This is a genomic window from Streptacidiphilus carbonis, from assembly GCF_000787775.1.
Lineage (GTDB): Bacteria > Actinomycetota > Actinomycetes > Streptomycetales > Streptomycetaceae > Streptacidiphilus > Streptacidiphilus carbonis.
Genome location: NZ_BBPM01000001.1, coordinates 70,373 through 92,417, shown reverse-complemented (window position 1 = coordinate 92,417; position 22,045 = coordinate 70,373). Strand labels below are relative to the sequence as shown.

The 22,045-nt window shown below is 71.3% G+C and carries 20 protein-coding genes and 1 pseudogene; 13 read left to right on the top strand and 8 right to left on the bottom strand.

The window, feature by feature from the left end:
• Positions 1–34 precede the first annotated feature (34 nt).
• From TR46_RS00455 to iolC, 6 genes are all read right to left on the bottom strand, one after another.
• A complete protein-coding gene (locus tag TR46_RS00455) occupies positions 35–790 on the bottom strand; it encodes a GntR family transcriptional regulator (RefSeq protein WP_042391782.1) in 756 nt (251 codons plus the stop codon).
• Positions 791–868: 78 nt separating this feature from the next.
• Positions 869–2,362 carry a CoA-acylating methylmalonate-semialdehyde dehydrogenase gene (locus tag TR46_RS00450; RefSeq protein WP_042391778.1) on the bottom strand — a complete coding sequence of 498 codons (1,494 nt, stop codon included), beginning with the start codon at positions 2,360–2,362 and terminating at the stop codon, positions 869–871.
• Positions 2,363–2,405: 43 nt separating this feature from the next.
• Entirely contained in the window at positions 2,406–4,280 is a 1,875-nt protein-coding gene (gene iolD / locus TR46_RS00445) for a 3D-(3,5/4)-trihydroxycyclohexane-1,2-dione acylhydrolase (decyclizing) (protein ID WP_042391776.1), read from the bottom strand.
• Positions 4,277–5,170, bottom strand: a complete 894-nt coding sequence (iolB, locus tag TR46_RS00440) for a 5-deoxy-glucuronate isomerase (RefSeq protein WP_042392165.1) — start codon at positions 5,168–5,170, stop codon at positions 4,277–4,279. The genes iolD and iolB overlap by 4 nt, the downstream gene beginning before the upstream one ends.
• A 29-nt stretch (positions 5,171–5,199) precedes the next feature.
• The gene (locus tag TR46_RS00435) at positions 5,200–6,078 is read right to left on the bottom strand and encodes a Cgl0159 family (beta/alpha)8-fold protein (RefSeq protein ID WP_042391773.1); all 879 of its coding nucleotides are present in this window, start codon (positions 6,076–6,078) and stop codon (positions 5,200–5,202) included.
• Between the two features lie 53 nt (positions 6,079–6,131).
• Positions 6,132–7,079: a 5-dehydro-2-deoxygluconokinase gene (iolC, locus tag TR46_RS00430; protein ID WP_042391771.1), complete on the bottom strand. Its 948-nt coding sequence runs from the start codon at positions 7,077–7,079 to the stop codon at positions 6,132–6,134.
• Positions 7,080–7,459: 380 nt separating this feature from the next.
• On the opposite strand from iolC, the gene TR46_RS00425 reads away from it, so the two are divergent.
• The 9 genes and pseudogenes from TR46_RS00425 (at position 7,460) to TR46_RS00385 (ending at position 15,672) form a co-directional block, all read left to right on the top strand.
• Positions 7,460–8,383, top strand: a complete 924-nt coding sequence (locus TR46_RS00425; protein ID WP_042391769.1) for a TIM barrel protein — start codon at positions 7,460–7,462, stop codon at positions 8,381–8,383.
• A gap of 102 nt (positions 8,384–8,485) precedes the next feature.
• Positions 8,486–9,499, top strand: coding sequence for a substrate-binding domain-containing protein (locus TR46_RS00420; protein ID WP_042392163.1), 1,014 nt, complete (start codon positions 8,486–8,488; stop codon positions 9,497–9,499).
• A 7-nt stretch (positions 9,500–9,506) separates the two neighbouring features.
• A complete protein-coding gene (locus TR46_RS00415) occupies positions 9,507–10,568 on the top strand; it encodes an ABC transporter permease (protein WP_042391767.1) in 1,062 nt (353 codons plus the stop codon).
• Between the two features lie 9 nt (positions 10,569–10,577).
• Entirely contained in the window at positions 10,578–11,468 is an 891-nt protein-coding gene (locus TR46_RS00410; RefSeq protein ID WP_042391765.1) for an ATP-binding cassette domain-containing protein, read from the top strand.
• Positions 11,469–11,526: 58 nt separating this feature from the next.
• Positions 11,527–12,540 carry a Gfo/Idh/MocA family oxidoreductase gene (locus TR46_RS00405; protein ID WP_042391763.1) on the top strand — a complete coding sequence of 338 codons (1,014 nt, stop codon included), beginning with the start codon at positions 11,527–11,529 and terminating at the stop codon, positions 12,538–12,540.
• Positions 12,537–13,406: a sugar phosphate isomerase/epimerase family protein gene (locus TR46_RS00400; RefSeq protein ID WP_042391761.1), complete on the top strand. Its 870-nt coding sequence runs from the start codon at positions 12,537–12,539 to the stop codon at positions 13,404–13,406. The genes TR46_RS00405 and TR46_RS00400 overlap by 4 nt, the downstream gene beginning before the upstream one ends.
• Positions 13,407–13,414: 8 nt before the next feature.
• A pseudogene (locus tag TR46_RS00395) lies at positions 13,415–13,861 on the top strand (phytanoyl-CoA dioxygenase family protein); the annotation flags it as partial.
• An 18-nt stretch (positions 13,862–13,879) separates the two neighbouring features.
• Complete coding sequence (locus TR46_RS00390) at positions 13,880–14,656, top strand: SDR family oxidoreductase (protein ID WP_042391759.1); 777 nt, start codon at positions 13,880–13,882, stop codon at positions 14,654–14,656.
• Between the two features lie 11 nt (positions 14,657–14,667).
• The gene (locus tag TR46_RS00385; protein ID WP_042391757.1) at positions 14,668–15,672 is read left to right on the top strand and encodes a Gfo/Idh/MocA family protein; all 1,005 of its coding nucleotides are present in this window, start codon (positions 14,668–14,670) and stop codon (positions 15,670–15,672) included.
• Here the strand turns inward: TR46_RS00385 and TR46_RS00380 are convergent.
• Together TR46_RS00380 and TR46_RS00375 are read right to left on the bottom strand one after the other, a co-directional pair.
• Positions 15,667–16,653, bottom strand: a complete 987-nt coding sequence (locus TR46_RS00380) for a LacI family DNA-binding transcriptional regulator (protein WP_084717661.1) — start codon at positions 16,651–16,653, stop codon at positions 15,667–15,669. The genes TR46_RS00385 and TR46_RS00380 overlap by 6 nt on opposite strands.
• A 41-nt stretch (positions 16,654–16,694) precedes the next feature.
• Entirely contained in the window at positions 16,695–17,855 is a 1,161-nt protein-coding gene (locus TR46_RS00375) for a Gfo/Idh/MocA family protein (protein WP_042391752.1), read from the bottom strand.
• 162 nt (positions 17,856–18,017) lie between these two features.
• Here TR46_RS00375 and TR46_RS00370 point away from each other — a divergent pair, with 162 nt between their 5' ends.
• The 4 genes from TR46_RS00370 (at position 18,018) to TR46_RS00355 (ending at position 22,038) form a co-directional block, all read left to right on the top strand.
• Positions 18,018–18,371: a VOC family protein gene (locus TR46_RS00370; protein WP_042391750.1), complete on the top strand. Its 354-nt coding sequence runs from the start codon at positions 18,018–18,020 to the stop codon at positions 18,369–18,371.
• Positions 18,372–18,423: 52 nt separating this feature from the next.
• Positions 18,424–19,620 carry a Gfo/Idh/MocA family protein gene (locus tag TR46_RS00365; protein ID WP_042391748.1) on the top strand — a complete coding sequence of 399 codons (1,197 nt, stop codon included), beginning with the start codon at positions 18,424–18,426 and terminating at the stop codon, positions 19,618–19,620.
• A gap of 48 nt (positions 19,621–19,668) precedes the next feature.
• Positions 19,669–20,670, top strand: a complete 1,002-nt coding sequence (locus TR46_RS00360; protein ID WP_042391745.1) for a sugar phosphate isomerase/epimerase family protein — start codon at positions 19,669–19,671, stop codon at positions 20,668–20,670.
• A 498-nt stretch (positions 20,671–21,168) separates the two neighbouring features.
• Complete coding sequence (locus TR46_RS00355) at positions 21,169–22,038, top strand: carbohydrate ABC transporter permease (RefSeq protein ID WP_042391743.1); 870 nt, start codon at positions 21,169–21,171, stop codon at positions 22,036–22,038.
• Positions 22,039–22,045 lie beyond the last annotated feature (7 nt).

The window sequence follows — 22,045 nt, the reverse complement described above, 5'->3', positions numbered from 1 at the left end:
CCCCATCGGCCCCGCGTCCCCACGCGCGCGGGCTTCAGGACCGTACGAGGAGCTGGAAGTCGAAGGCGTAGCGCGAGGCCCGGTAGATGTGGGAGCCGTACTCCACCGCTCGGCCGGTGTCGTCGTACGTGGTGCGCTGCATGGTCAGCAGCGCGGCGCCCTCGCACTCGTCGAGCTGAGCCCCCTCGTCCGTGGTGGCGCTGCGGGCGCCGATGGTCTGGCGGGCGCTGTGCAGGGTGATCCCGGCGCTGCGCATCAGCCGGTACAGGCCGGTGGCCTCCAGCTGCGCCGTCTCCAACTGCAGCAGGCCCGGCGGCAGGTAGTTGCGCAGGCGGGCCATCGGCTCGCCGTGGGCGGAGCGCAGCCGCTCGATGACGATCACCTCGGCGCCCTCCGCGAGGCCCAGGGCGGCGGCGACCTCGGCCGAGGAGGGTTCGGTGTCGTTGCGCAGAACCCTGGTGGCCGGGCTCTGGCCGGCCTCCAGCAGGTCGTCGTAGAGGCTGCTCAGTTCGAGGGGCCGCTTGATCTGGCTGTGCACCACCTGGGTGCCGATGCCGCGGCGGCGGACCAGCAGCCCCTTGTCGACCAGTGACTGGATCGCCTGGCGGACCGTGGGGCGGGACAGTCCGAGCCGCCCGGCCAGCTCGATCTCGTTGCCGAGCAGGCTGCCCGGTGAGAGCCGGCCGTGCTCGATGGCGCTCTCCAGCTGCAGCGCGAGCTGGTAGTAGAGCGGCACTGGGCTGGACCGGTCCACCACGAAGTCGAGGGACGCGGACTCAGGTTTGGACACGTGAGGAGAGTATCCGGCTGTTGCCGTGACAGGAAAGTCTGACATTACATTGTCCTAACAAATAGGACTATTTCTGCTTCAGTGATTGCTGGGGAAGCCCAGGTTGATCCCGCCGTCGGAGGGATCCGGCCAGCGGGTGGTCACGACCTTGCCCCGGGTGTAGAAGTGCACGCCGTCGCTGCCGTAGATGTGGTGGTCGCCGAAGAGCGACTCCTTCCAGCCGCCGAAGGAGTGGTAGCCCACCGGCACCGGGATCGGCACATTGACGCCGACCATGCCCGCCTGGACCTCCAGCTGGAAGCGGCGGGCGGCGCCGCCGTCGCGGGTGAAGATCGCCGTGCCGTTGCCCCAGCGGGAGCTGTTGACCAGCCGGAGGGCCTCCTCGTACGTCTCGGCCCGGACCACGCACAGCACCGGGCCGAAGATCTCGTCCTGGTAGGCGTCGCTCCCGACGGGCACCCGGTCGAGCAGGCTGACGCCGAGGAAGTGGCCCCGCTCATGACCCTCGACGACCAGGCCGGTGCCGTCCACGACGACCTCGGCGCCCTGTGCGGCCGCGCCGGACACATAGCCGGCGACCTTGTCCCGGTGCTCCCTGGTGATCAGCGGGCCCATCTCGGACGCCGGGTCGTCGCCCGGGCCGATCCTGACGGCCCTGGCCCGCTCGGCGATCCTGGCGACCAGCTCGTCGCCGGTCGCGCCGACCGCGACGACCACCGACACGGCCATGCAGCGCTCGCCGGCCGAGCCGTACGCGGCGTTCACGGCGGAGTCCGCGGCCAGGTCCAGGTCGGCGTCGGGAAGCACCAGCATGTGGTTCTTGGCGCCGCCGAGGGCCTGCACCCGCTTGCCGTTGGCCGTGCCGGTGGTGAAGATGTGGCGCGCGATCGGGGTGGAGCCGACGAAGCTGATCGCGTCGACGTCCGGGTGCTCCAGCAGCCGCTCGACGGCGACCCGGTCACCGTTGACGACGTTGAGCACGCCCTCCGGCAGCCCGGCCTCCGACGCCAGTTCGGCGAGCCGGTAGGCAGTGGACGGCACCTTCTCGCTCGGCTTCAGCACGAAGGTGTTGCCGCAGGCGATGGCCAACGGGAACATCCACATCGGCACCATGGCCGGGAAGTTGAACGGGGTGATGCCGGCGACCACGCCGACCGGCTGCCGGATGGAGCTCACGTCGACCCGGGTGGAGACCTGGGTGGACAGCTCGCCCTTGAGCAGCTGCGGTATGCCGCAGGCCAGTTCTACGATCTCCAGTCCGCGCGCGACCTCGCCGAGCGCGTCGGAGTGCACCTTGCCGTGCTCCGCGGTGATCAGCTCGGCGAGCTCGTCGCGATGCGCGTCCAGCAGCTCGCGGTACTTGAACAGGACGCCGGTACGCCTGGCGAGCGAGAGAGTGCCCCAGTCGGCGGCCGCGGCCGCGGCGGCGGCGACGGCCTGGTCCACCTCCTCGACGGAGGCGAGCGCGACCCGCTTGGCCTGCTCGCCGGTGGCCGGGTCGAACACCGGCCCCCAGTTGCCGGAGCCCCCCTCGACCGGCTTGCCGCCGATCCAGTGGTCGATGGTCTTCATGGGAATCAACGTGCCTTTCCGAGTGGGTGGTTCGGCTGTGGGATCAGAGGTGGCGGCGGCGGTCGGCGACCCGCCGTTCGTATTCCTCGCGGGCCTTGACGGCGGCCGGGCGGGTGGCGGTCTGCGCCACCGGCACGTCCCACCAGGCCTGCGCGGCCGGGGCGGTGCCGGTCGGGTCGGTCTCGACGTAGACGCACGTGGGCCGGTCCGACTCGCGGGCGGTGACCAGCGCGGCGCGCAACTCCCGTACGGTGCCGGCGCGGATCACGTCCATGCCGAGGCTGGCGACGTTGGCGGCCAGGTCCACCGGGAGCGGGGCGCCGCTGTACGTGCCGTCGTCGGTCCGGTAGCGGTAGGCGGTGCCGAAGCGTTCGGCGCCGGTCTCCTCGGAGAGGCCGCCGATCGAGGCGTAGCCGTGGTTCTGGATGAGGACCAGGTTGACGTTGATCCCCTCCTGCACGGCGGTGACGATCTCGGTCGGCATCATCAGATAGGTTCCGTCGCCGACCAGTGACCAGACCGGTCTGTCGGGAGCGGCGAGCCGCACGCCGAGGCCGGCCGGGATCTCGTAGCCCATGCAGGAGTAGCCGTACTCCAGGTGGTACTGGCGCGGCGAGCGCGCCCGCCACAGCTTGTGCAGGTCGCCGGGGAGGGAGCCGGCCGCGTTGACGACCACGTCCAGGTCGCCGACCACGGAGTCGAGCGCGCCGAGCACCTGGGTCTGGGTCGGACGGGCGTCCTGGTCCGCCGCGGCGTAGGCCGCGTCGACGATCCGTTCCCAACGCGCCTTGCCGGCACGGTACTCGGCCTCGTAGGCCTGGTCCACGCGGTGGCCGGCGAGCGCCTCGGTGAGTGCCGTGAGTCCCGCCCGCGCGTCGGCGACCAGTGGGCGTGCGCTGAGCTTGTGCGCGTCGAAGGCCGCGACGTTGAGGTTGACGAAGCGGACGCCGGGGCCGGCGAACAGCGTGCTGGAGGCGGTGGTGAAGTCGCTGTAGCGGGTGCCGACGCCGATGACCAGGTCGGCGGTGCGGGCCAGCTCGTCCGCGACGGCGGTGCCGGTGTGGCCGACGCCGCCTAGGTCCGCCGGGTGGTCGTAGCGCAGCGAGCCCTTGCCCGCCTGGGTCGAGCCCACCGGGATGCCCGTCGCCTCGACCAGCGCCTTCAGCGCGTCCTCGGCCTCGCTGTGGTGGACCCCGCCGCCCGCGATGATCAGCGGGCGGCGGGCGGCCCGGACGGCGCGGGCGGCCTCGGCCAGCTCGGCGGCGTCCGGCGCCGGGCGGCGGACGTGCCAGACCCGGTCGGCGAAGAACTCCTCGGGCCAGTCGAACGCCTCGGCCTGGACGTCCTGCGGCATCGCCAGGGTGACCGCGCCGGTCTCGACCGGGTCGGTGAGCACCCGCATCGCCTGGAGGGCGGCCGGGACCAGCATCTCGGGACGCACCACCCGGTCGAAGTACCGCGACACCGGCCGCAGCGCGTCGTTGACCGACACATCGCCCGCCGAGGGGTGTTCCAGCTGCTGCAGCACCGGTTCGGCCGGACGGGTGGCGAAGGCGTCGCCGGGCAGCAGCAGCACCGGCAACCGGTTGACGGTGGCGAGCGCGGCGCCGGTGACCAGGTTGGTCGCCCCGGGGCCGATGGAGGTGGTGACGGCGTGGGTGGACAGCCGGTCGGACTGCCGGGCGTAGCCGACCGCCGCGTGCACCATGGCCTGCTCGTTGCGGCCCTGCAGGTACGGCATGGTGGTCCGGCCGCACTCCAGCAGCGCCTGGCCGAGGCCGGCCACGTTGCCGTGGCCGAAGATCCCCCAGCAGGCGTTGATCAGCCGCCGGCGCCGGCCGTCGCGCTCGGTGTACTGGTGGGCGAGGAACTCCACCAGGGCCTGGGCGACGGTGAGCCGCCGGGTGGATCCGGTCATGGGGTGCCCCCTTCGGGCGCGGTGCGGAACGGCAGCCGCGGGTCGAGGGCCTGGCCGGCCCAGTCGGCCCGGACCCAGGCGTGGTCGGGGTGGTCGCAGATCAGCCAGGCCCGGTCGTCGCCCGGACCGGCCATCACATTGAGGTAGTACATGTCGTGGCCGGGAGCGGCGACCGACGGGCCGTGCCAGCCGTCCGGGATCAGTACCGTGTCGCCGGTGCGGACCTCGGCGAGCAGGTCCGTGCCGCGGCCGTGGCCGGAGGGGGTGACCCGCTGGTAGCCGAGGCCCGCCGTCGCGTGCGAGGGCGCGATCTCGAAGTAGTAGATCTCCTCCAGCTCGGACTCCTCCCCCGGGCGGAACTCGTCGTGCTTGTGCGGCGGGTACGAGGACCAGTTGCCGCCAGGGGTGAGGACCTCGACGGCGATCAGCTTCCCGGTCTCGAAGGCGCCCGCCGCGGCGAAGTTGTTGACCTGGCGGGAGCAGTTGCCGGCGCCGCGCAGTTCGACCGGCACCTCGGACGCCGGCCCGTAGCGCGCGGGCAGGCGCGCGGTGCAGCGGGCGCCGGTCAGCGCGAACCGTCCGCCGGCCTCGGACACGACGGACACGTGGGCGTCGCGCGGCACGTACGCGAAGTCCGTCACCCCGTCGAAGACGCTGCGGCGCCCGTGCAGCCGGAAGGTCTCCCCGTCCGCGGTGACGCTGCAGGAGCCGGCCAGGGGCAGCACGATCCATTCGCTGTCGCGGGTGTCGAAGCCGTGCCGGCCGCCCGGCGGCAGTTCGAGCACGCGGAGCGAGGAGAAGCCCCAGCCGGCGCGCGGGGGGTCGATGTCCACGGCGTACGGACCGCGTGCGGCCCCGCCCGCCGGGAAGTGGAGTCCGGTACCGCCCACGGGTGCGGCCCCCTTGTCGTCGACGCCTGTCACAGCAGGCCCACGGCGGTGTCGACAGCGTTCTCGACGCTGCCGTCCGCCGGGTAGAGCAGCGAGCGGCCCACCATCATCCCCTGGACGGTGGGCAGTCGCAGCGCCTTGCGCCACTTCTCGTACGCGCCCTCCTGGTCCCCGTTGACCTCGCCGCCGAGCAGGACCGAGGGAAGGGTGGAGGTCTCCATGACCGCGGCCATGTCGTCGGGGTCGTCGGTCACCGGCACCTTCAGCCAGGTGTAGGCGGAGGTGCCGCCCAGGCCGGAGGCGATGGCGATGGACCTGGTGACCACCTCGGCGCTCAGGTCGTTCACCACCTTTCCGTCGACGCGGCGGGAGATGAACGGCTCGACGAAGAGCGGGAGCCGTCGCTCGGCCATCTCGTCGACGGCGCGGGCCGCGGACAGCATGGTGGTCACGGAGCCCGGATCGTCGTAGTCGATGCGCAGCAGGAGCTTGCCGGCGTCGAAGTTGAGCCGCGCGAGGTCCTGGGGCCGGTGGCCGGTGAACCGGTCGTCCAACTCGAAGGAGGCGCCGGCCAGGCCGCCGCGGTTGAGCGAGCCCAGCACGACCTTGTTTTCGAGCGCGCCGAGCAGCAGCAGGTCGTCGAGGATGTCGGCGGTGGCGAGCACGCCGTCGACGCCGGGCCGCGACAGCGCGACGCACAGCCGCTCCAGCAGGTCGGCCCGGTTGGCCATGGCGAGCCTCTGGTCGCCGACCGCGAGGGCGCCGCGGGCGGGGTGGTCGGCGGCAACGATCATCAACCGTCCGCTCGGCCCGATCAGGGGGCGGCGCGCCCGGCGCGCCGCGGCTTCGGCCACGGCCTCGGGATGCTGGGTGCGCACTTTGACGAGGTCGCTGATGCTGATGCTCAAGAGAGGCTCACTTTCATGGATTTGCGTGCGGCTGGTCCGCCGGCCGGGGCCGGTCAGCCGCGGGCGAGGACGGCTTCGACCTCGGACTCGGTCGGCATGGCCGAGGAGCAGGCGAGGGCGGAGGCCACGATGGCTCCGGCGGCGTTGGCGTAGCGCATGACGGGCTCCAGGTCCCAGCCGGCCAGCAGGCCGTGGCACAGGGCGCCGCCGAAGGCGTCGCCGGCGCCGAGTCCGTTGACCACCTCGACCGGGACGGGCGGGACCTCGGCGCTGGAGCCGTCGCGGTGCACGGCGAGGACGCCCTTGGGCCCCTGCTTGACCACGGCCATCTCGACGCCGGCGTCCAGCAGTGCCTCCGCGCAGGCACGCGGCTCACGGACACCGGTGGCGACCTCGCACTCGTCGAGGTTGCCGACGGCGACGGTGGTGTACTTCAGTGCCTCGGCGTAGTGGGCGCGGGCCTCGGCCGGATCGGCCCAGAACATCGGCCGCCAGTCGAGGTCGAAGACGGTGGTGCCGCTCCTCGCACGGGATTCCAGGGCTGCGAGGGTGGCCGAGCGGCTGGGCTCCTCGGACAGGCCGGTGCCGGTCATCCAGAAGATCCGGCTGCCGCGGACGGCGTCCAGGTCGAGCTCGCCGGGGTGGATCTCCAGATCGGGTGCCTTGGGCCGGCGGTAGAAGTACAGCGGGAAGTCGTCCGGCGGGAAGATCTCGCAGAAGGTGACCGGCGTCAGGTAGCGGGCGACCGGGGTCACCCAGCGATCGTCGACGCCGAACTCCTGGAGCGCCTGGTGGATGTAGGCGCCGAACGGATCGGCACCGGTCCTGCTGATCACCGCGGTCCTACGGCCCAGCCGTGCGGCGGCGACCGCGACATTGGTCGCCGAACCGCCCAGGAACTTCGCGAAGGTCTCGACCTGCGCGAGCGGCACGCCGGTCCGCAGCGGGTACAGGTCGACCCCGATCCGGCCCATCGTGATCAGGTCGTACGGCTCGGTCATGGGCAGGGCTCCTCGTGATCCGTCACGGGCCGGGGCTGCGCGTCCGGCTGTGCCAGGTCTAGCCCCGCAGGGGGAAGCATGTCAATACTTTGTCATTACATTCGAACGTCTAGACCCTGCGTACAGCATGGCACTACGGTGTCGTTACGTCGAGATGAATTTATGTCCTAACAAAGTCTTGACAGCAGTCCGCCGAGAGAGTTGGCTCCCGTTCAGCAACGGTCGCGTTACCGGCGTCACACTCCGCGACCCGGCCCGCCAAGCCCCGATGCCCTGCTCGGAGTCCCGCTACACCCCTTCCCACCCAGCAGCGGGGTTGCGACACCGACGCCGTTGCGGTCCGCCCCTCCGCACCACGCATGTTGAGGAGAGAACCACCGATGACGATGCCCGTCGACAAGCTGATCCTCGGCTCCGCCCCGGACTCCTGGGGCGTCTGGTTCCCCGAGGACGAGCACCAGCTGCCGTACCAGCGGTTCCTGGACGAGCTGGTCCAGGCCGGGTACGACTGGCTGGAGCTGGGACCGTACGGCTATCTGCCCACCGACCCGGCGCGGCTCGCCGAGGAGGTCGGCAGCCGCGGGCTGAAGGTCTCCGGCGGTACGGTCTTCGGCGCGCTGCACCGGCCGGACCAGTGGGACGAGATGCTCGCCACCGTCCGCAGGGTGGCCGCGCTGACCGCCGCCGCCGGAGCGCACCACCTGGTCTTCATCCCCCCGCTGTTCCGCGCGGAGAAGGGTGGCGCGTTCCTGGAGCCGCCGACCCTGGACGCCGACCAGTGGGCGCTGCTCACCCGGGCCGCCGGCGAGCTCGGCAAGCGGCTCACCGAGGAGTACGACGTCCGCCTCTGCCTGCACCCGCACGCCGACAGCCACATCCAGACCCAGCCGGAGATCGAGCGATTCCTGGACGGGACCGACCCGGAGCACGTCTCGCTCTGCCTGGACACCGGGCACGTCGCCTACGGCCGCGGCGACAACGTGGACCTGATCCGCCGCTACCCGGAGCGGATCGGCTACGTCCACATCAAGCAGATGGACCCGGCCGTGCTGGACGCCGTCGCGGCCGAGGACCTCTCCTTCGGCGAGGCGGTCAAGCGGGGCGTCTGCGTCGAACCCCCGGCCGGCGTACCGGAGATCGGCCCGGTGGTCGACGCCCTCGCCGGACTCGACGCCCCGCTGTTCGTCATCGTCGAGCAGGACCTGTACCCCTGCGCCGCCGAGGTGCCGCTGCCCATCGCCGTCCGCACCAGGCAGTTCCTGGGCGGCTGCGGACTCGGCGCCGCCGGCACGCGGGTCGGCTGAACCCCGGCCAGGACCACCCGCCCCACCGGGCGACCCACGCCCTTCACCGACCTCCCCCGCCGTCCCCCGTCTTCCCCCGAGCACAGCGAGGTGCGAGTAATGATGAACCGCTCACGGAGATCCACCCGCAAGACCGTCCTGGTCGTCGCCGCAGCGGCCACTGCGACCGCCCTGCTCGCCGCCGGCTGCAGCAGCACCGGGGGCGCCAAGGCCGCCTCCGGCGGGTCCGCCGTCTCGGCGGGCAAAGCCGGCACCGCCCACATGACCTTCGCGATGATCACCCACGCGGCGCCGGGCGACACCTTCTGGGACATCGTGCGCAAGGGGGCCGAGGCCGCCGCGGCCAAGGACAACGTCACCCTGCAGTACTCCAACGACCAGGTCGCTTCCAAGCAGGCCGCCCTGGTCAACAACGCCGTCGCAGCCAAGGTCGACGGCATCGCGCTGACCCTCTCCACCCCCGACGCCATCATTCCGGCGGCCAAGCAGGCCGAGGCGGCCGGCATACCGGTGTCCGCCTTCAACCAGGGCGAGAGCTACTGGCAGCAGGCCGGCGCCATCGGCTACTTCGGCTCCGACGAGAAGGTCGCCGGCGCGGCGCTGGCCGACCGGCTCAACACCCTGGGCGCCAAGCACGATCTCTGCGTCATCCAGCAGCAGGGCAGCGTCGCCCTGGAGGACCGCTGCGCCGGTGTGAAGTCCAGCTTCAAGGGCACCACCGACACCATCTACGTCAACGGCGCGGACATGTCCTCGGTGCTGTCGACGCTGGAGGCCAAACTCAAGCAGGACTCCTCCATCGACCAGGTCACCGCGCTGGGCGCGCCCATCGCCCTCACCGCGCTGCAGGCGATCAGCGCCGCGGGCAGCAGCGCCAAGGTCAGCACCTTCGACCTCAACCAGCAGGCGGCGGCGGACATCAAGTCCGGCAAGATCGAGTTCTCGGTCGACCAGCAGCCCTATCTGGAGGGCTACCTGGCCGTGGACGCCCTGTGGCTCTACAAGATCAACGGCGACACCGTCGGCGGCGGCAAGCCCACGCTGACCGGTCCGGCGTTCGTGGACAGCTCCAACATCAGCGCCGTCTACCAGTACGCGGTGAACGGGACGAGGTGATCGGACGATGACTGCCCCCGCCACGACCCCCAGCCCACCCCCCGTCACCGCGTCGGCTGCCAGGCGCACCGCCGACCGCCCGCTGCTGACCAGGCTGCTGGTCCGGCCCGAGGTCGGCGCCCTGATCGGCGCGATCGCGGTCTACATCCTCTTCTGGGCCGTCGCCCCGTCCTTCCGGCCGCTCGGCTCGCTCTCCCTGGTGCTCTACCAGGCGTCCACGCTCGGTCTGATGGCACTGCCGGTCGGCCTGCTGATGATCGGCGGGGAGTTCGACCTCTCCGCCGGTGTCGCGGTCACCACCTCGTCACTGACCGCCAGCATGTTCTGCTACCAGTTCACGACCAATGTGTGGGTCGGGGTGGCGGTGGCCCTCGTCGTCTCGCTGGCCATCGGGTTCTTCAACGGCGTGATGCTGGTGAAGACCAAGCTGCCGAGCTTCCTGGTCACCCTGGGGACCTTCCTGATGCTCCAGGGCCTGAACATCGCCATCACCAAGCTGGTCACCGGGAACGTCGCCACCAACGACATCTCCGACATCCAGGGCTTCGCCTCGGCCCACGACGTCTTCGCGGCCGACATCAGCATCGGCGGCGTCTCGGTGAAGGTCACCGTCTTCTGGTGGATCGCCTCCGTCGCCGTCGGCAGCTGGGTGCTGCTGCGAACCAGGTTCGGCAACTGGACCTTCGCCGTCGGCGGCCAGAAGGACAGCGCCCGCGCCGTCGGCGTCCCCGTCGCCCGCACCAAGATCATCCTCTTTGTGCTGGTCGGCCTGGGCGCCTGGTTCGTCGGCATGCACCAGCTCTTCCAGTTCAACACCGTCCAGTCCGGTACCGGCACCGGCAACGAGCTGCTCTACATCGTCGCGGCGGTGATCGGCGGCTGCCTGCTCACCGGCGGCTTCGGCTCGGTGGTCGGCCCGGCGATCGGTGCCTTCATCTTCGGCATGGTCTCGCAGGGCATCGTCTTCGCCGGCTGGGACGCCAACTGGTTCCAGTTCTTCCTCGGTCTGATGCTGCTCGGCGCGATGCTGCTCAACACGTGGGTCCAGCGCCAAGCGGCCCGAAGGTAGGTGACATCCATGGCAACCACGACCCCTGCGGTGGCGGGTACCAGGCCCGCCGACGGTCAGCCCATCGTGGAACTGCACGACGTGGGCAAGGTCTACGGCAACGTCCGGGCACTGCGCGGGATCGACCTGGCGGTCGTTCCCGGCAGGGTGACCTGCGTGCTCGGCGACAACGGCGCCGGCAAGTCCACTCTCATCAAGGTCGTCTCCGGCCTGCACCGGCACGACGAGGGCGAGTACCGGATCGACGGCGACCCGGTGCACTTCAACACCCCGCGCGAGGCACTGGACCACGGCATCGCCACCGTCTACCAGGACCTCGCCGTCGTCCCGCTGATGCCGGTGTGGCGCAACTTCTTCCTCGGCTCGGAGATCACCCGCCGGGTGGGCCCGGTGCGACTGCTCGACATCGAGAAGATGAAGAAGGTGGCCGACGAGGAACTCCGCGCCATGGGCATCGAACTGCACGACATGGAGCAGCCCATCGGCACGCTCTCCGGCGGTCAGCGGCAGTCGGTGGCGATCGCCCGCGCGGTCTACTTCGGCGCGCGGGTCCTCATCCTGGACGAGCCCACCGCCGCGCTCGGCGTGAAGCAGTCCGGGGTGGTGCTGAAGTACATCGCCGCGGCCCGCGACCGCGGGCTCGGCGTCATCTTCATCACCCACAATCCGCACCACGCCTACATGGTCGGCGACCACTTCACCGTGCTGCGGCTCGGCGCGCTGGAGCTCAGCGCCGACCGCGGCGAGGTCACCCTCGAAGATCTGACCAACCACATGGCGGGCGGCGCCGAACTGGCAGCGCTCAAGCACGAGCTGGCCCAGGTGCGCGGCGTCGACGTGGACGGGCTGCCCGAGGAGACGGACCTCTCCGCGCCCCAGGGCCGGTCTGGACACCAGTGACACGCCCGGGAAGCCAGGAACGCGCAGAAGCCCAGAAAGCCCAGAAAGGCACACCACCATGACTGTCCGGATAGGCGTGATCGGAACCGGCAACATCGGCTCCGACCACATCCGTCGGCTGACCCGCGTCTGCACAGGGGCGCAGGTCACCGCCGTCACCGACATCGACCCGGCCCGCGCGGCCGAGGTCGGGTCCGAGTACGGCGCCCGCGCCCTGGCGACCGGCGCGGAGGTGATCCGGGACGCCGAGGTCGACGCCGTACTGGTCGCCTCCTGGGGACCCACCCACGCCGACTACGTGCTGGAGGCGATCGCCGAGGGCAAGCCGGTCTTCTGCGAGAAGCCGCTGGCCACCACCGCCGAGGACTGCCTGCGCATCGTCGACGCCGAACTCGCGCACGGCAGCCGACTGGTCCAGGTCGGCTTCATGCGCCGCTACGACGCCGGATACCGGGCGCTCAAGCAGGCCGTCGACGCGGGCAGGATCGGCACCCCGCTGATCGCGCACTGCGCACACCGCAACCCGTCCGTCCCCGAGTCCTACACCTCGGAGATGGCCGTGCAGGACACCGCGGTGCACGAGATCGACGTGATGCGCTGGCTGCTGGACGACGAGATCATCTCGGTGCAGGTGCTCACCCCCCGGCGTACCGGCCGCGCCTTCGAGCACCTGCAGGACCCGCAGATCGTGCTCTTCGAGACGGCCAACGGCGTCCGGATCGACCTGGAGGTCTTCGTCAACTGCCGCTTCGGGTACGACATCCGCTGCCAGGTGGTGGGGGAGGACGGCGCCGCGTCGCTGCCCCAGCCGGCGCAGGTCCCGCTGCTCGTCGAGGGCCGCGAGCAGCAGGACGTGCTGCAGGACTGGCGGGACCGCTTCGTCCAGGCGTACGACCGGGAGATCCAGGAATGGGTCGACTCCGTGGCCGCCAAGACCGTCGGCGGCCCCAGCGCCTGGGACGGCTACGCCGCGACGGTGATCACCGACGCCGGTGTCGAGGCGCTCGCCTCCGGCGCGATCGTGCCGGTCTCCATCAAGGACCGGCCCGCCTTCTACGGAGCCGACCTGTGAAGATCGCCATCGATCCCTATATGTTCCGGGCGCTGCCGATCCGGGAGATGGTCCGGACCGTCGCCGAACTCGGTTACGAGTACCTGGAGTTGTCGCCCCGCGAGGACTTCCTGCCGTTCTTCGTCCACCCGCGGGCGGACGACGCGCGGGTGGCGGAGCTGAAGGCCGCGCTACGGGAGACCGGCGTGCAGCTCTCCTCGGTGCTGCCGCTCTACCGTTGGTCCGGTCCTGACGAGGACGAGCGGCAGGCGGCGGTGCGCTACTGGAAGCGCGCCATCGAGATCACCGTCGAACTCGGCTGCCCCCTGATGAACTCCGAGTTCAACGGGCGCCCGGAGCGGGCCGCGGAGAGCGAGGCGCAGTTCTGGCGCTCCATGGAGGAGCTGCTCCCGGTCTTCGAGCGGGAGGGCGTCGGGCTCAACCTGGAGCCGCACCCGGACGACTTCTGCGAGACCAACAACCCGGGCGTCGACCTGGTCCGGGCCGTCAACAAGCCCTGGGTCAACTACCTGTACTGCGCCCCGCACACCTTCCACCTCTCCGGGGACGCCCCGGGCGCGGACATCCCCGCGATGCTGGACTACGCCGGCGACAAGCTGGCCCACCTGCACCTCGCCGACTCCTTCAACCACAAGGGGTCCTCCGGACTGCGCTACATCACCAACCCGCCGGGCAGCCCGGCGCGGATCCACCAGCACCTGGACATCGGACAGGGCGAGGTGGAGTGGGACGCCTTCTTCGGCAAGCTGCGCGCCTCCGGCTTCGACGGGATCGCCACGGTCTGCGTCTTCGCGTGGGAGGAGCGGGCGCGGGAGTCCTCGGCGTACATGCTCGACCGTGTCACCAAAGAACTGGCCGGAACATGACGCCCCGGCGACTGCCGCAGTTCCGCGCGTACTTCGAGGCCCGCAACATCCAGCTGCCGCTGGCCAAGGGCGATGCGGCCTTCTTCAACCCCGCCCTGTTCCACGCAGCGGGCACCAACCGCTCGCCGGACATCCGGCGGATGGCGAGCCTGCTCCAGGTCTCCTCGGCCTTCGGCCGTGCCATGGAGACCGTGGACCGCGAGGCCATGGCGAACGCGGTCTTCCCGGTGCTGCTGCGGCGCAAGGCCGCGGGTGCCGGGCAGAAGTGGCTGTACAACGTCGCCGCCTGCGCCGAGGGCTACCCCTTCCCGACCAACCTCGACCTCGATCCGCCGGTCGAGGGTCTGGCCCCGCCGTCCCAGGCGGACATCGTCCGGCGCGCGCTGCGCGAGGACCGACCAGCGGACGTGCTCCGTGACGAGCTCCGGACCGGCGCCGACCGCCGCACGAGCTGAATAGGAGGACACGCACCCATGGGACTGCTCGAAGACCGGATCGTCCTGGTCAACGGCGGCAGCCAGGGCGTCGGCGCGGCCGTCGCCAGGGCTGCCGCCCGCGAGGGCGCCACCGTCGCCGTCGCCGCCCGCCGCTCGGAACCCGCTGAGGCCCTGGTGGCCGAACTCGCCGACGCCGGGGCCGAGGCCATGTTCGTCCGGGCCGACCTCGCCGACGCCGCCGAGGCGATTGCCGCGGTCCAGGCGGTCGTGGCCGCCTACGGACGGATCGACTGCCTGGTCAACTCGGTCGGGCTCACCTCGCGCGGCTCGCTGCTCGACACCACCCCCGAACTGTTCGACGCGCACATCGCGATCAACCTCAGGGCTCCGTTCTTCGCGATGCAGGCCGCCGTCACCGACATGCTGGCGCGGAAGGCGCCCGGTACCGTCGTCAACATCATCACCTCCTCCGCCCACGGCGGGCAGTCCTTCCTGGCCCCGTACGTCGCCGTCAAGGCCGGGCTCGCCGGCCTGACCCGCAACGCCGCCCACGCCCACCGCTGGGACCGGATCCGGATCAACGGCCTGAACATCGGCTGGACCGCCACCGAGGGTGAGGACGCCACCCAGCGGATCTTCCACGGCGCCGGCGACGACTGGCGCGAGGAGGCCGCAGGCAGGCTGCCGATGGGCAGACTCGGACAACCCGACGAGATCGCCGATTTCGTGGTCCTCCTGCTGTCCGACTGCTCCGGTGTCGTCACCGGCTCGGTCATCGACTGGGACCAGAACGTCCTCGGCGGACTGGACTGAAAAGGCATCACGTGCGTATCGGACTCCTGGGCCTCGGCCGGATCGGCGCGCTGCACGCCGAGACCCTCGCCGGGCTGGACATCGTCGAATCCCTGGTCGTCACCGACCCGTTCACGGGCGCGGCCGAGGCCGCCGCACAGAAGTTCGGCGCCGAGGCGGTGGACTCGCCGGAGGCGGTGCTCGCAGCCGGTGTGGACGGCGTGGTGATCGCCGCCGCCACCGACGCCCACCCCTCGCTCATCCTCGCCGTCGTGGCGGCGGGCGTTCCGGTCTTCTGCGAGAAGCCCGTCGCCCGCACCATGAGGGAAGGCGTCGACGTGGCGCGCGCGGTCCGGGACAGCGGCGTCGAGATCCAGATCGGCTACAACCGGCGCTTCGACGCCGGATTCGCCGCAGCCCGCGCCGCCGTCGTCAGCGGCGAGCTGGGCCCGCTGCACACCGTACGGTCCACCACCCTGGACCCCGAACCCCCGCCGCCCGCGTACGTCGCCGTCTCCGGCGGCATCTTCCGCGACTGCTCGGTCCACGACTTCGACATCATCCGCTGGGTCACCGGCCGCGAGGTCACCGAGGTCTATGCCACCGGAGGCAACCGCGGCGCCGACCACATCGCCGCCGCAGGCGACGCCGACACCACCGCCGCGATCCTCACCCTGGACGACGGCACCCTCGCCGTGGTCTCCAACAGCCGCCACAACGCCCGCGGTTACGACGTCCGGATGGAGCTGCACGGCTTCCACGACAGCATCGCCGTCGGCCTGGAGGACAGGCTGCCGCTGCGCTCCGTCGAACCCGGCACCACGTTCCCGGCAGGAAAGCCGCGCTCCTCCTTCATGGACCGCTTCACGGCCGCCTACCGCGCCGAGCTCGCCGCGTTCACCGAGGTCGTCGCCGGTCGGCGGCCCTCTCCCTGCACCGTCGCCGACGCGCTGGAGGCCGGCTGGATCGCCGAAGCCTGCACCCTGTCGCTGCACCGGCACCGCACGGTGCAGATCGGAGAGGTACGCAGTTCATGAAGCCGTCCGGGGAGGGCCCGTGGTGCCCCGGACGATCAGCTCCGGCCGGAGCACCACGTCCTTCGCCTCGGTGCGGCCCCCGTCCAGGCGCTCGACCAGCGCCTGGATCGCTGACTCGGCCGTCTGCCCGGCGTCCTGGCGGACCGTGGTCAGGTCCACGTGGGAGAGCCGGGCCAGCTGGCTGTCGTCGTAGCCGACCACGGACACCTCGCCCGGCACGTCGACGCCGAGCCGCAGCAGGGAGTCGAGCAGCCCGACGGCGCACCGGTCGTTCCCGGCGACGACGGCTGTGGGCAGCCGGTCCCTCCGGCACAGCTCGTGCGCCGCGCGGACGCCGGAGTCCTCGGAGTAGTCACCCGGCAGCACGGTGATCTCCTCCTGCAATCCGTGCCGGCGCATCGCCTCCCGGTAGCCCCGGCGGCGCGCGGCGGCGCTGAGCATGGACCCGCCGTCGATGTGCGCGATGGACCGGTGGCCCGACTCCACGAGATGGTCCACGGCTTGGCGTACGCCCTGGGCGTCATTGGTCCGCACCGAGTCGAACGGGGTACCCGGCAGCCGGGCGCCGACGGTGACCGCCGGCGTCCCGGCCACCAGCGGGGCGAGCTCCTCGGACAGGGCCCGGTGGCCGATCACCATCAGCGCCTCGCTGCGGAAGCCCAGCAGGTCCCCCACGGCCTCGCGTTCGTCCCGCGCCGCCGTCACCGCGCTCAGCACGACGTTGTAGCCGCGCTGTTCGGCCGCCGGGTAGACGGCCTCGACCAGCTCGGCGTGGAACGGGTCGCTCGCCGTGTACACCACGCCCAGGAAGCCGCTACGCCGGCGCCGGAGCATCCGGGCCGCGGTGTCCGGCTGGTAGCCGCACTCGGCCGCCGCCCGGAACACCCGCTCGCGGGTCTCCTGGCTGGCCCCCTCGGCGCCTCGGAACACCAGGGAGACCAGGGCGCGGGAGACCCCGACACGCGCGGCCACGTCCGCCATGGTCGGCCGCCTCCCTGTGCTCGCCACGTCGCTGCGCCCGCTCATGACAGCCTCACCCAGCCGCCCTGCTCGGCGGAGCCCGCCATGGCGTCCAGTGCCTCGGCACTGCGGACGGCGTCCCGGAGGGTGGCCCCGTACGGCGTGCCCTCGGCCACCGAGCGCAGGAAGGCGTACGCCTCGACGACCTTGAGGTCGTCATAGCCCATGCTGTTGGCCGCGCCCGGTTGGAAGGCGGCGTACTCGCCGTGGCCGGGACCGACGTACAGGGTGCTCACCGGCTGGTCCTGGTACGCCGTCCCGAGGCTGAGGCCGAGCTCGCCCATCCGGCGGAAGTCCCAGAACACCGCGCCCTCGGTGCCGTGGATCTCGAAGCCGTAGTTGTTCTGCTCGCCCACCGAGACCCGGCAGGCCTCCAGGACCCCGCGCGCGCCGGAGACGAAGCGCAGCAGGCAGGACACGTAGTCCTCGTTCTCCACCGGGCCCGACTCGCCGCCCGCCGCCCTGGTGTGGCCGGCCGTGGCACCGGTCGGACGGGGCCGCTCAGCCAGGAAGACCGCGGTGTCGGCGACCAGCGAGTCGATCTCACCGAGCAGGTGCCGGGCGAGGTCCACGCCGTGCGAGGCGAGGTCGCCCAGTACTCCGCTGCCGCCGCGCTCGCGCTCGTACCGCCAGGTCAGCGCACCGTCGGGGTGGGCGGCGTAGTCGCTGAACAGGCGGATCCTGGCGTGGGTGACCGTGCCGAGGGCGCCGGAGGCGATCAGCTCACGGGCGGCGGCCACGGCCGGCGCGTTGCGGTAGTTGAAGCCCACCGTGCCCTGGACTCCGGCCCCGGCGGCCGCGTCGGCGACCGCCCGCGCGTCGGCGGCGGACAGCCCGACCGGCTTCTCGATCCAGATGTGCTTGCCCGCCCCGGCCATGGCGACGCCGATCTCGGCGTGCAGGAAGTTCGGGGCGGCGATGCTCACCACGTCGACCCGCGGATCGGCCGCCACCTCCCGCCAGTCGTCCAGCGCGCTGGCGAAGCCGAACTGATCGGCGGCCTGCTGCGCGCGTCCTGGCACCTCGTCGGCGACCGCGACGAGCTCCGGACGCACCGTCAGCTGCGGGAAGTGGTGCAGCACCCGGGCGTACGCCTGGGTGTGCACCCGGCCCATCCAGCCGAAGCCGACCACCGCGACGCCGAGCCGCCGACGCTTCTCCATGGCCCACACTCCGTTCCGTGTCGTGCTCTCGCACGGCGCCTTCGCAGGGCGCACGCCATGCGTACGTCATGCATATGTCTTGACATGAAACCAGGCTCGGGCCAGGCTGTCTAGCACGTGCCACTAGCACGTGCTAGACCCTGCTGGTAGGAGGTCTCCGCCATGAAGGCCGTCGCTGTCCACCACGTTTCGATCTGCGTCACGGATCTCGCCGAGGCCGTGGACTTCTACACCCGGGTGCTCGGCCTGACCCTCCGCCATGATCGGCCGGCATCGCTCGGCCCCGGCGCCTGGCTCGACGCGGGAGCACAGCAGCTGCACCTCGTTCACGCCGACCCGCCGCCCGCCCGAGGCCAGCACTTCGCGGTGCTCGTCGAGGACTTGGACGAGGCAGTGGCCGAACTCCGGGCTGCGGGGCTCACGGTGAGCGCGCCTGTCGCCATCGGCAGGGCCCGCCAGTCCTTCCTGTCCGATCCGGCGGGCAACGCCGTCGAACTGCACGAAGCCGCTCGCTGAGCCGAACTTCCCTGAACGCACGAAGGGTTGTCCCCATGAAGCAGGACTCCATATGAAGCAGGACTCCATCGGGGTGGCGGTCATCGGCGCGGGTATGGCCGGCCGCGCGCACCTGAACGGATACCGGACCGCGTCGACCCTCTACGGCCTCGACCTGCCGGAGGTGCGGCTGGTCGCCGTCGCCGACGCCCACGAGCCCTTCGCCCGGGACGCGGCCGAGCGCTTCGGCTACCAGCGCGCCGAGACCGGCTGGGAGGCGATCGCCGCGGCTCCGGACATCGACGCGGTGAGCGTCGTGGTCGCCAACCACCTGCACCGCGAGATCGTCGAGGGCCTGCTGGCGGCGGGAAAGCACGTGCTGTGCGAGAAGCCGCTGGCGCCCACCGTGGCCGACGCGCAGGCCATGGTGGACGCGGCGCCCAGGACCGACCGGGTCGCGGCCACCGGTTTCACCTACCGCCGCTCTCCCGCGATCAACGCGATCCGCGAGCAGGTCGCCCAGGGTGCGCTGGGGCCGGTGCGGCACTTCAACGGCCACTACTGGTGCGACTACGGATTCGACCCGGACGCCCCGATGAGCTGGCGCTACCTGGGCGCTCCCGGGACCGGGGCGCTCTCGGACATCGGCAGCCACCTGGTGGACCTGGGCGAATTCCTGTGCGGCCCGGTCCGGAGCGTGCGCGGCACGGTCCTGTCCACTCTGGTGCCGGACCGGCCGCGGGCCCTCGGCGCGGTCGTCGGTCACGCCGCCGGCGTCCAGGTCAGCGAGGTCCGGGAGCGGGTGGAGAACGAGGACGTCGCGACGTTCACCCTCACCTTCGAGAGCGGCGCCGTCGGCACCTTCTCCGTCTCCCGGATCGCCTACGGACTGCCCAACTCCCTCGGCTTCGAGGTCTTCTGCGAGAACGGCGCGGCCACCTTCGACCTCGCCAGAGCCGCCGAGTTCACCATCGCGGGGCCCGGATCCCCCGACGCGGTCAACGGTTACCGCCAGGTCCTCGCCGGCCCCGCCCACCCCTACCTCACCCGCGGCCTGCCCATGGACTTCCCCGGCGTCGGCTACGGGCAGAACGACCTCTTCGCCTTCCAGGCCCGCGCCTTCCTGGAGCAGATCGCCGGCCTCGACCGCCTGCCGCGCTGCCCCACCCTCGCCGACGGCCTCCACAACCTGAAGGTGCTCGACGCCGTCGTGGCCGCCGCGGACGCGGACGGCAGGAGCGTCAGCGTCCTCCAGTCCACTCGGGCATGACCACTCGGGCATGACCACACGAGCAACACCCCACGACGAGGAGCCCGCATGAAGCTCGGTGCCTACACCGCCGTCCTGCACGACAAGCCGCTCCCCGAGGCCCTGCGCATCCTGCGCAGCCTCGGGCTGGACAGCGCGGAGATCAACTCGGGGGGCTTCCTCCCTGCGCCCCACCTGCCCGCCGCCGAGATCCGGGCGAGCCGGGCCGCTCGCGAGGAGTACCTGGCACAGTTCGCCGCGGCCGACGTGACCCTGACGGCGCTGAACTGCAACGGCAACCCGCTGCACCCCGACCCCGAGGTCCGGGAGAAGCACGGCAACGACGTCCGGGAGGCCATCGAGCTGGCCGCGCTGCTGGGCGTCAAGCGCGTCGTCACGATGTCCGGACTGCCCGCGGCGGACCCCGGCGGCCGTCTGCCCGCCTGGAGCGTCCTGCCCTGGGACAGCGCCTACCTCGACGCCCGCGACTACCAGTGGAACGAGGTCGCGATCCCCTACTGGAAGGACATCCAGGCCAGGGCCGCGGCCGCCGACGTGAAGGTGTGCATCGAGATGCACCCGCACAACCTGGTGTACAACCCGGGCACCATGGAGCGTCTGGCCACCGCGATCAACGCGACGCACGTCGGCGCGGAACTGGATCCGAGCCACCTGTTCTGGCAGGGCATCGACCCGGTCGCGGCCGTCGAGAAGCTCGGCAGCCTGGTCTGCAATGCCGCCGCCAAGGACACCCGGATCAACCCCGAGGCCCGGGTCTACGGCGTGCTCGACGACCGCCATGAGCGCGTCCTGCCCGACGAGCCCGGCGCGGTCTCCCTCGGCGGCCGCTACACCCTCAGCCGCTGGCCGAAGAGCGCCTCCTGGGACTTCGTCGCCGTCGGCCGCGGCCACGACATCCCGTTCTGGACGGACTTCCTGCGGGCGCTCCACGCCGTCGACCCGGACATGGCGGTGAACATCGAGCACGAGGACCAGGAACTCGACCAGGTCGAGGGGCTCCGCCTGGCCGCCGAGAACCTCAAGGCCGCCGCCGCGGCAGCGGGGATCTGACGGGATCCGAGCGCCGGTCCGAGCGCCGGTCCGAGCCGGTCCGCCCGGAAGGGGACGGTCGCCGTGGTGGGGCTTTGACGGCCCACCACGGCGCACTGCCGCGCGTGAGGCGCACCCTCCGTCTGCGGACCGTCGCGAGCGACCGCGGCAGGACCGCGCCGGCGGTCTCCGGCGAGCCTCGAATCCTGCCCGGCCCCTTGACGGCCCATCGTGTTACCGGTAATTCTTTGCCATGTCACCGCGGGGTTAACCGGAGCGACGTCACTACGACACTCTCCGACCCTCCGCCCATAAGACACTTCTGAGCTGCGCATACAAGCGCCCGAGGCTCACCCTCACCCTGTCCGCAGCCACACCTCTGGGGTACCAAAAATTGTGACCGGTAACATTTCTGCCAACAGGCCAACCCCATTGGTGGTCGGCGAGGTGGGGTCGGCGGCTCCGGAAGGCAGCCGACCGGCCCCGGTCGGCCGGGCCCGGCGAGAGCGCCGATATCGCGTGCGGGAGTCGATCGAGGCGTATCTGCTGATCGCGCCCAGTCTGTTCGGTTTCGTGGCGTTCCTGCTGCTGCCGATCATCGGGGTGTTCGTGCTCTCGCTCTTCAGCTGGGACCTGATCGGCGACCCGCACTTCGTCGGACTGGCCAACTACCGCACTCTCGCGGGCGACCACGGTGCGTGGAACGCCCTGGACAACACCCTCTACTACGTGCTGCTGAACATCCCGGCGCAGACCGTCCTGGCCCTGCTGCTCGCCATCGCGCTGAACCGGAAGCTGCGCGGGGGCAAGGTCTTCCGGGTGCTGTTCGTCCTGCCCTGGATGGCCATGCCGGTGGCTCTGGGCATCGTCTGGACCTGGGTGTTCGACCCGCGCAACGGCGTCGTCAACCACCTGCTGGCGCTGGTGGGCGTGGCCGGGCCGAACTGGCTGACCGACAAGGGCTGGGCGATGCCGGTGATCGCCTCGGTGAACGTCTGGCAGTACACCGGCTACACGATGCTCTTCCTGCTGGCCGGCCTTCAGGCGATCCCGCAGACGATCTACGAGGCCGCCGAGGTGGACGGGGTCACCGGCGTGCAGCGCTTCTTCCGGATCACCCTGCCGCTGCTGCGCCCGTCGATGCTGTTCGTGCTGGTCACCAACGTGATCGGGTCGTTCCAGGTGTTCGACACCGTGTACGTGATGACCCAGGGCGGGCCCGGTGACTCCACCACCACGATGAACTTCTACATCTACCAGCAAGCGTTCCAGCTCTTCCACGCCGGCTACGCGTCCGCCCTCTCGATCGTGCTCTTCGTACTGATCCTGCTGGTCACGGCCTGCCAGTTCCTGTACTTCCGCAAGCGCACCGTCTACGACTTCAGCTGAGAGCCGC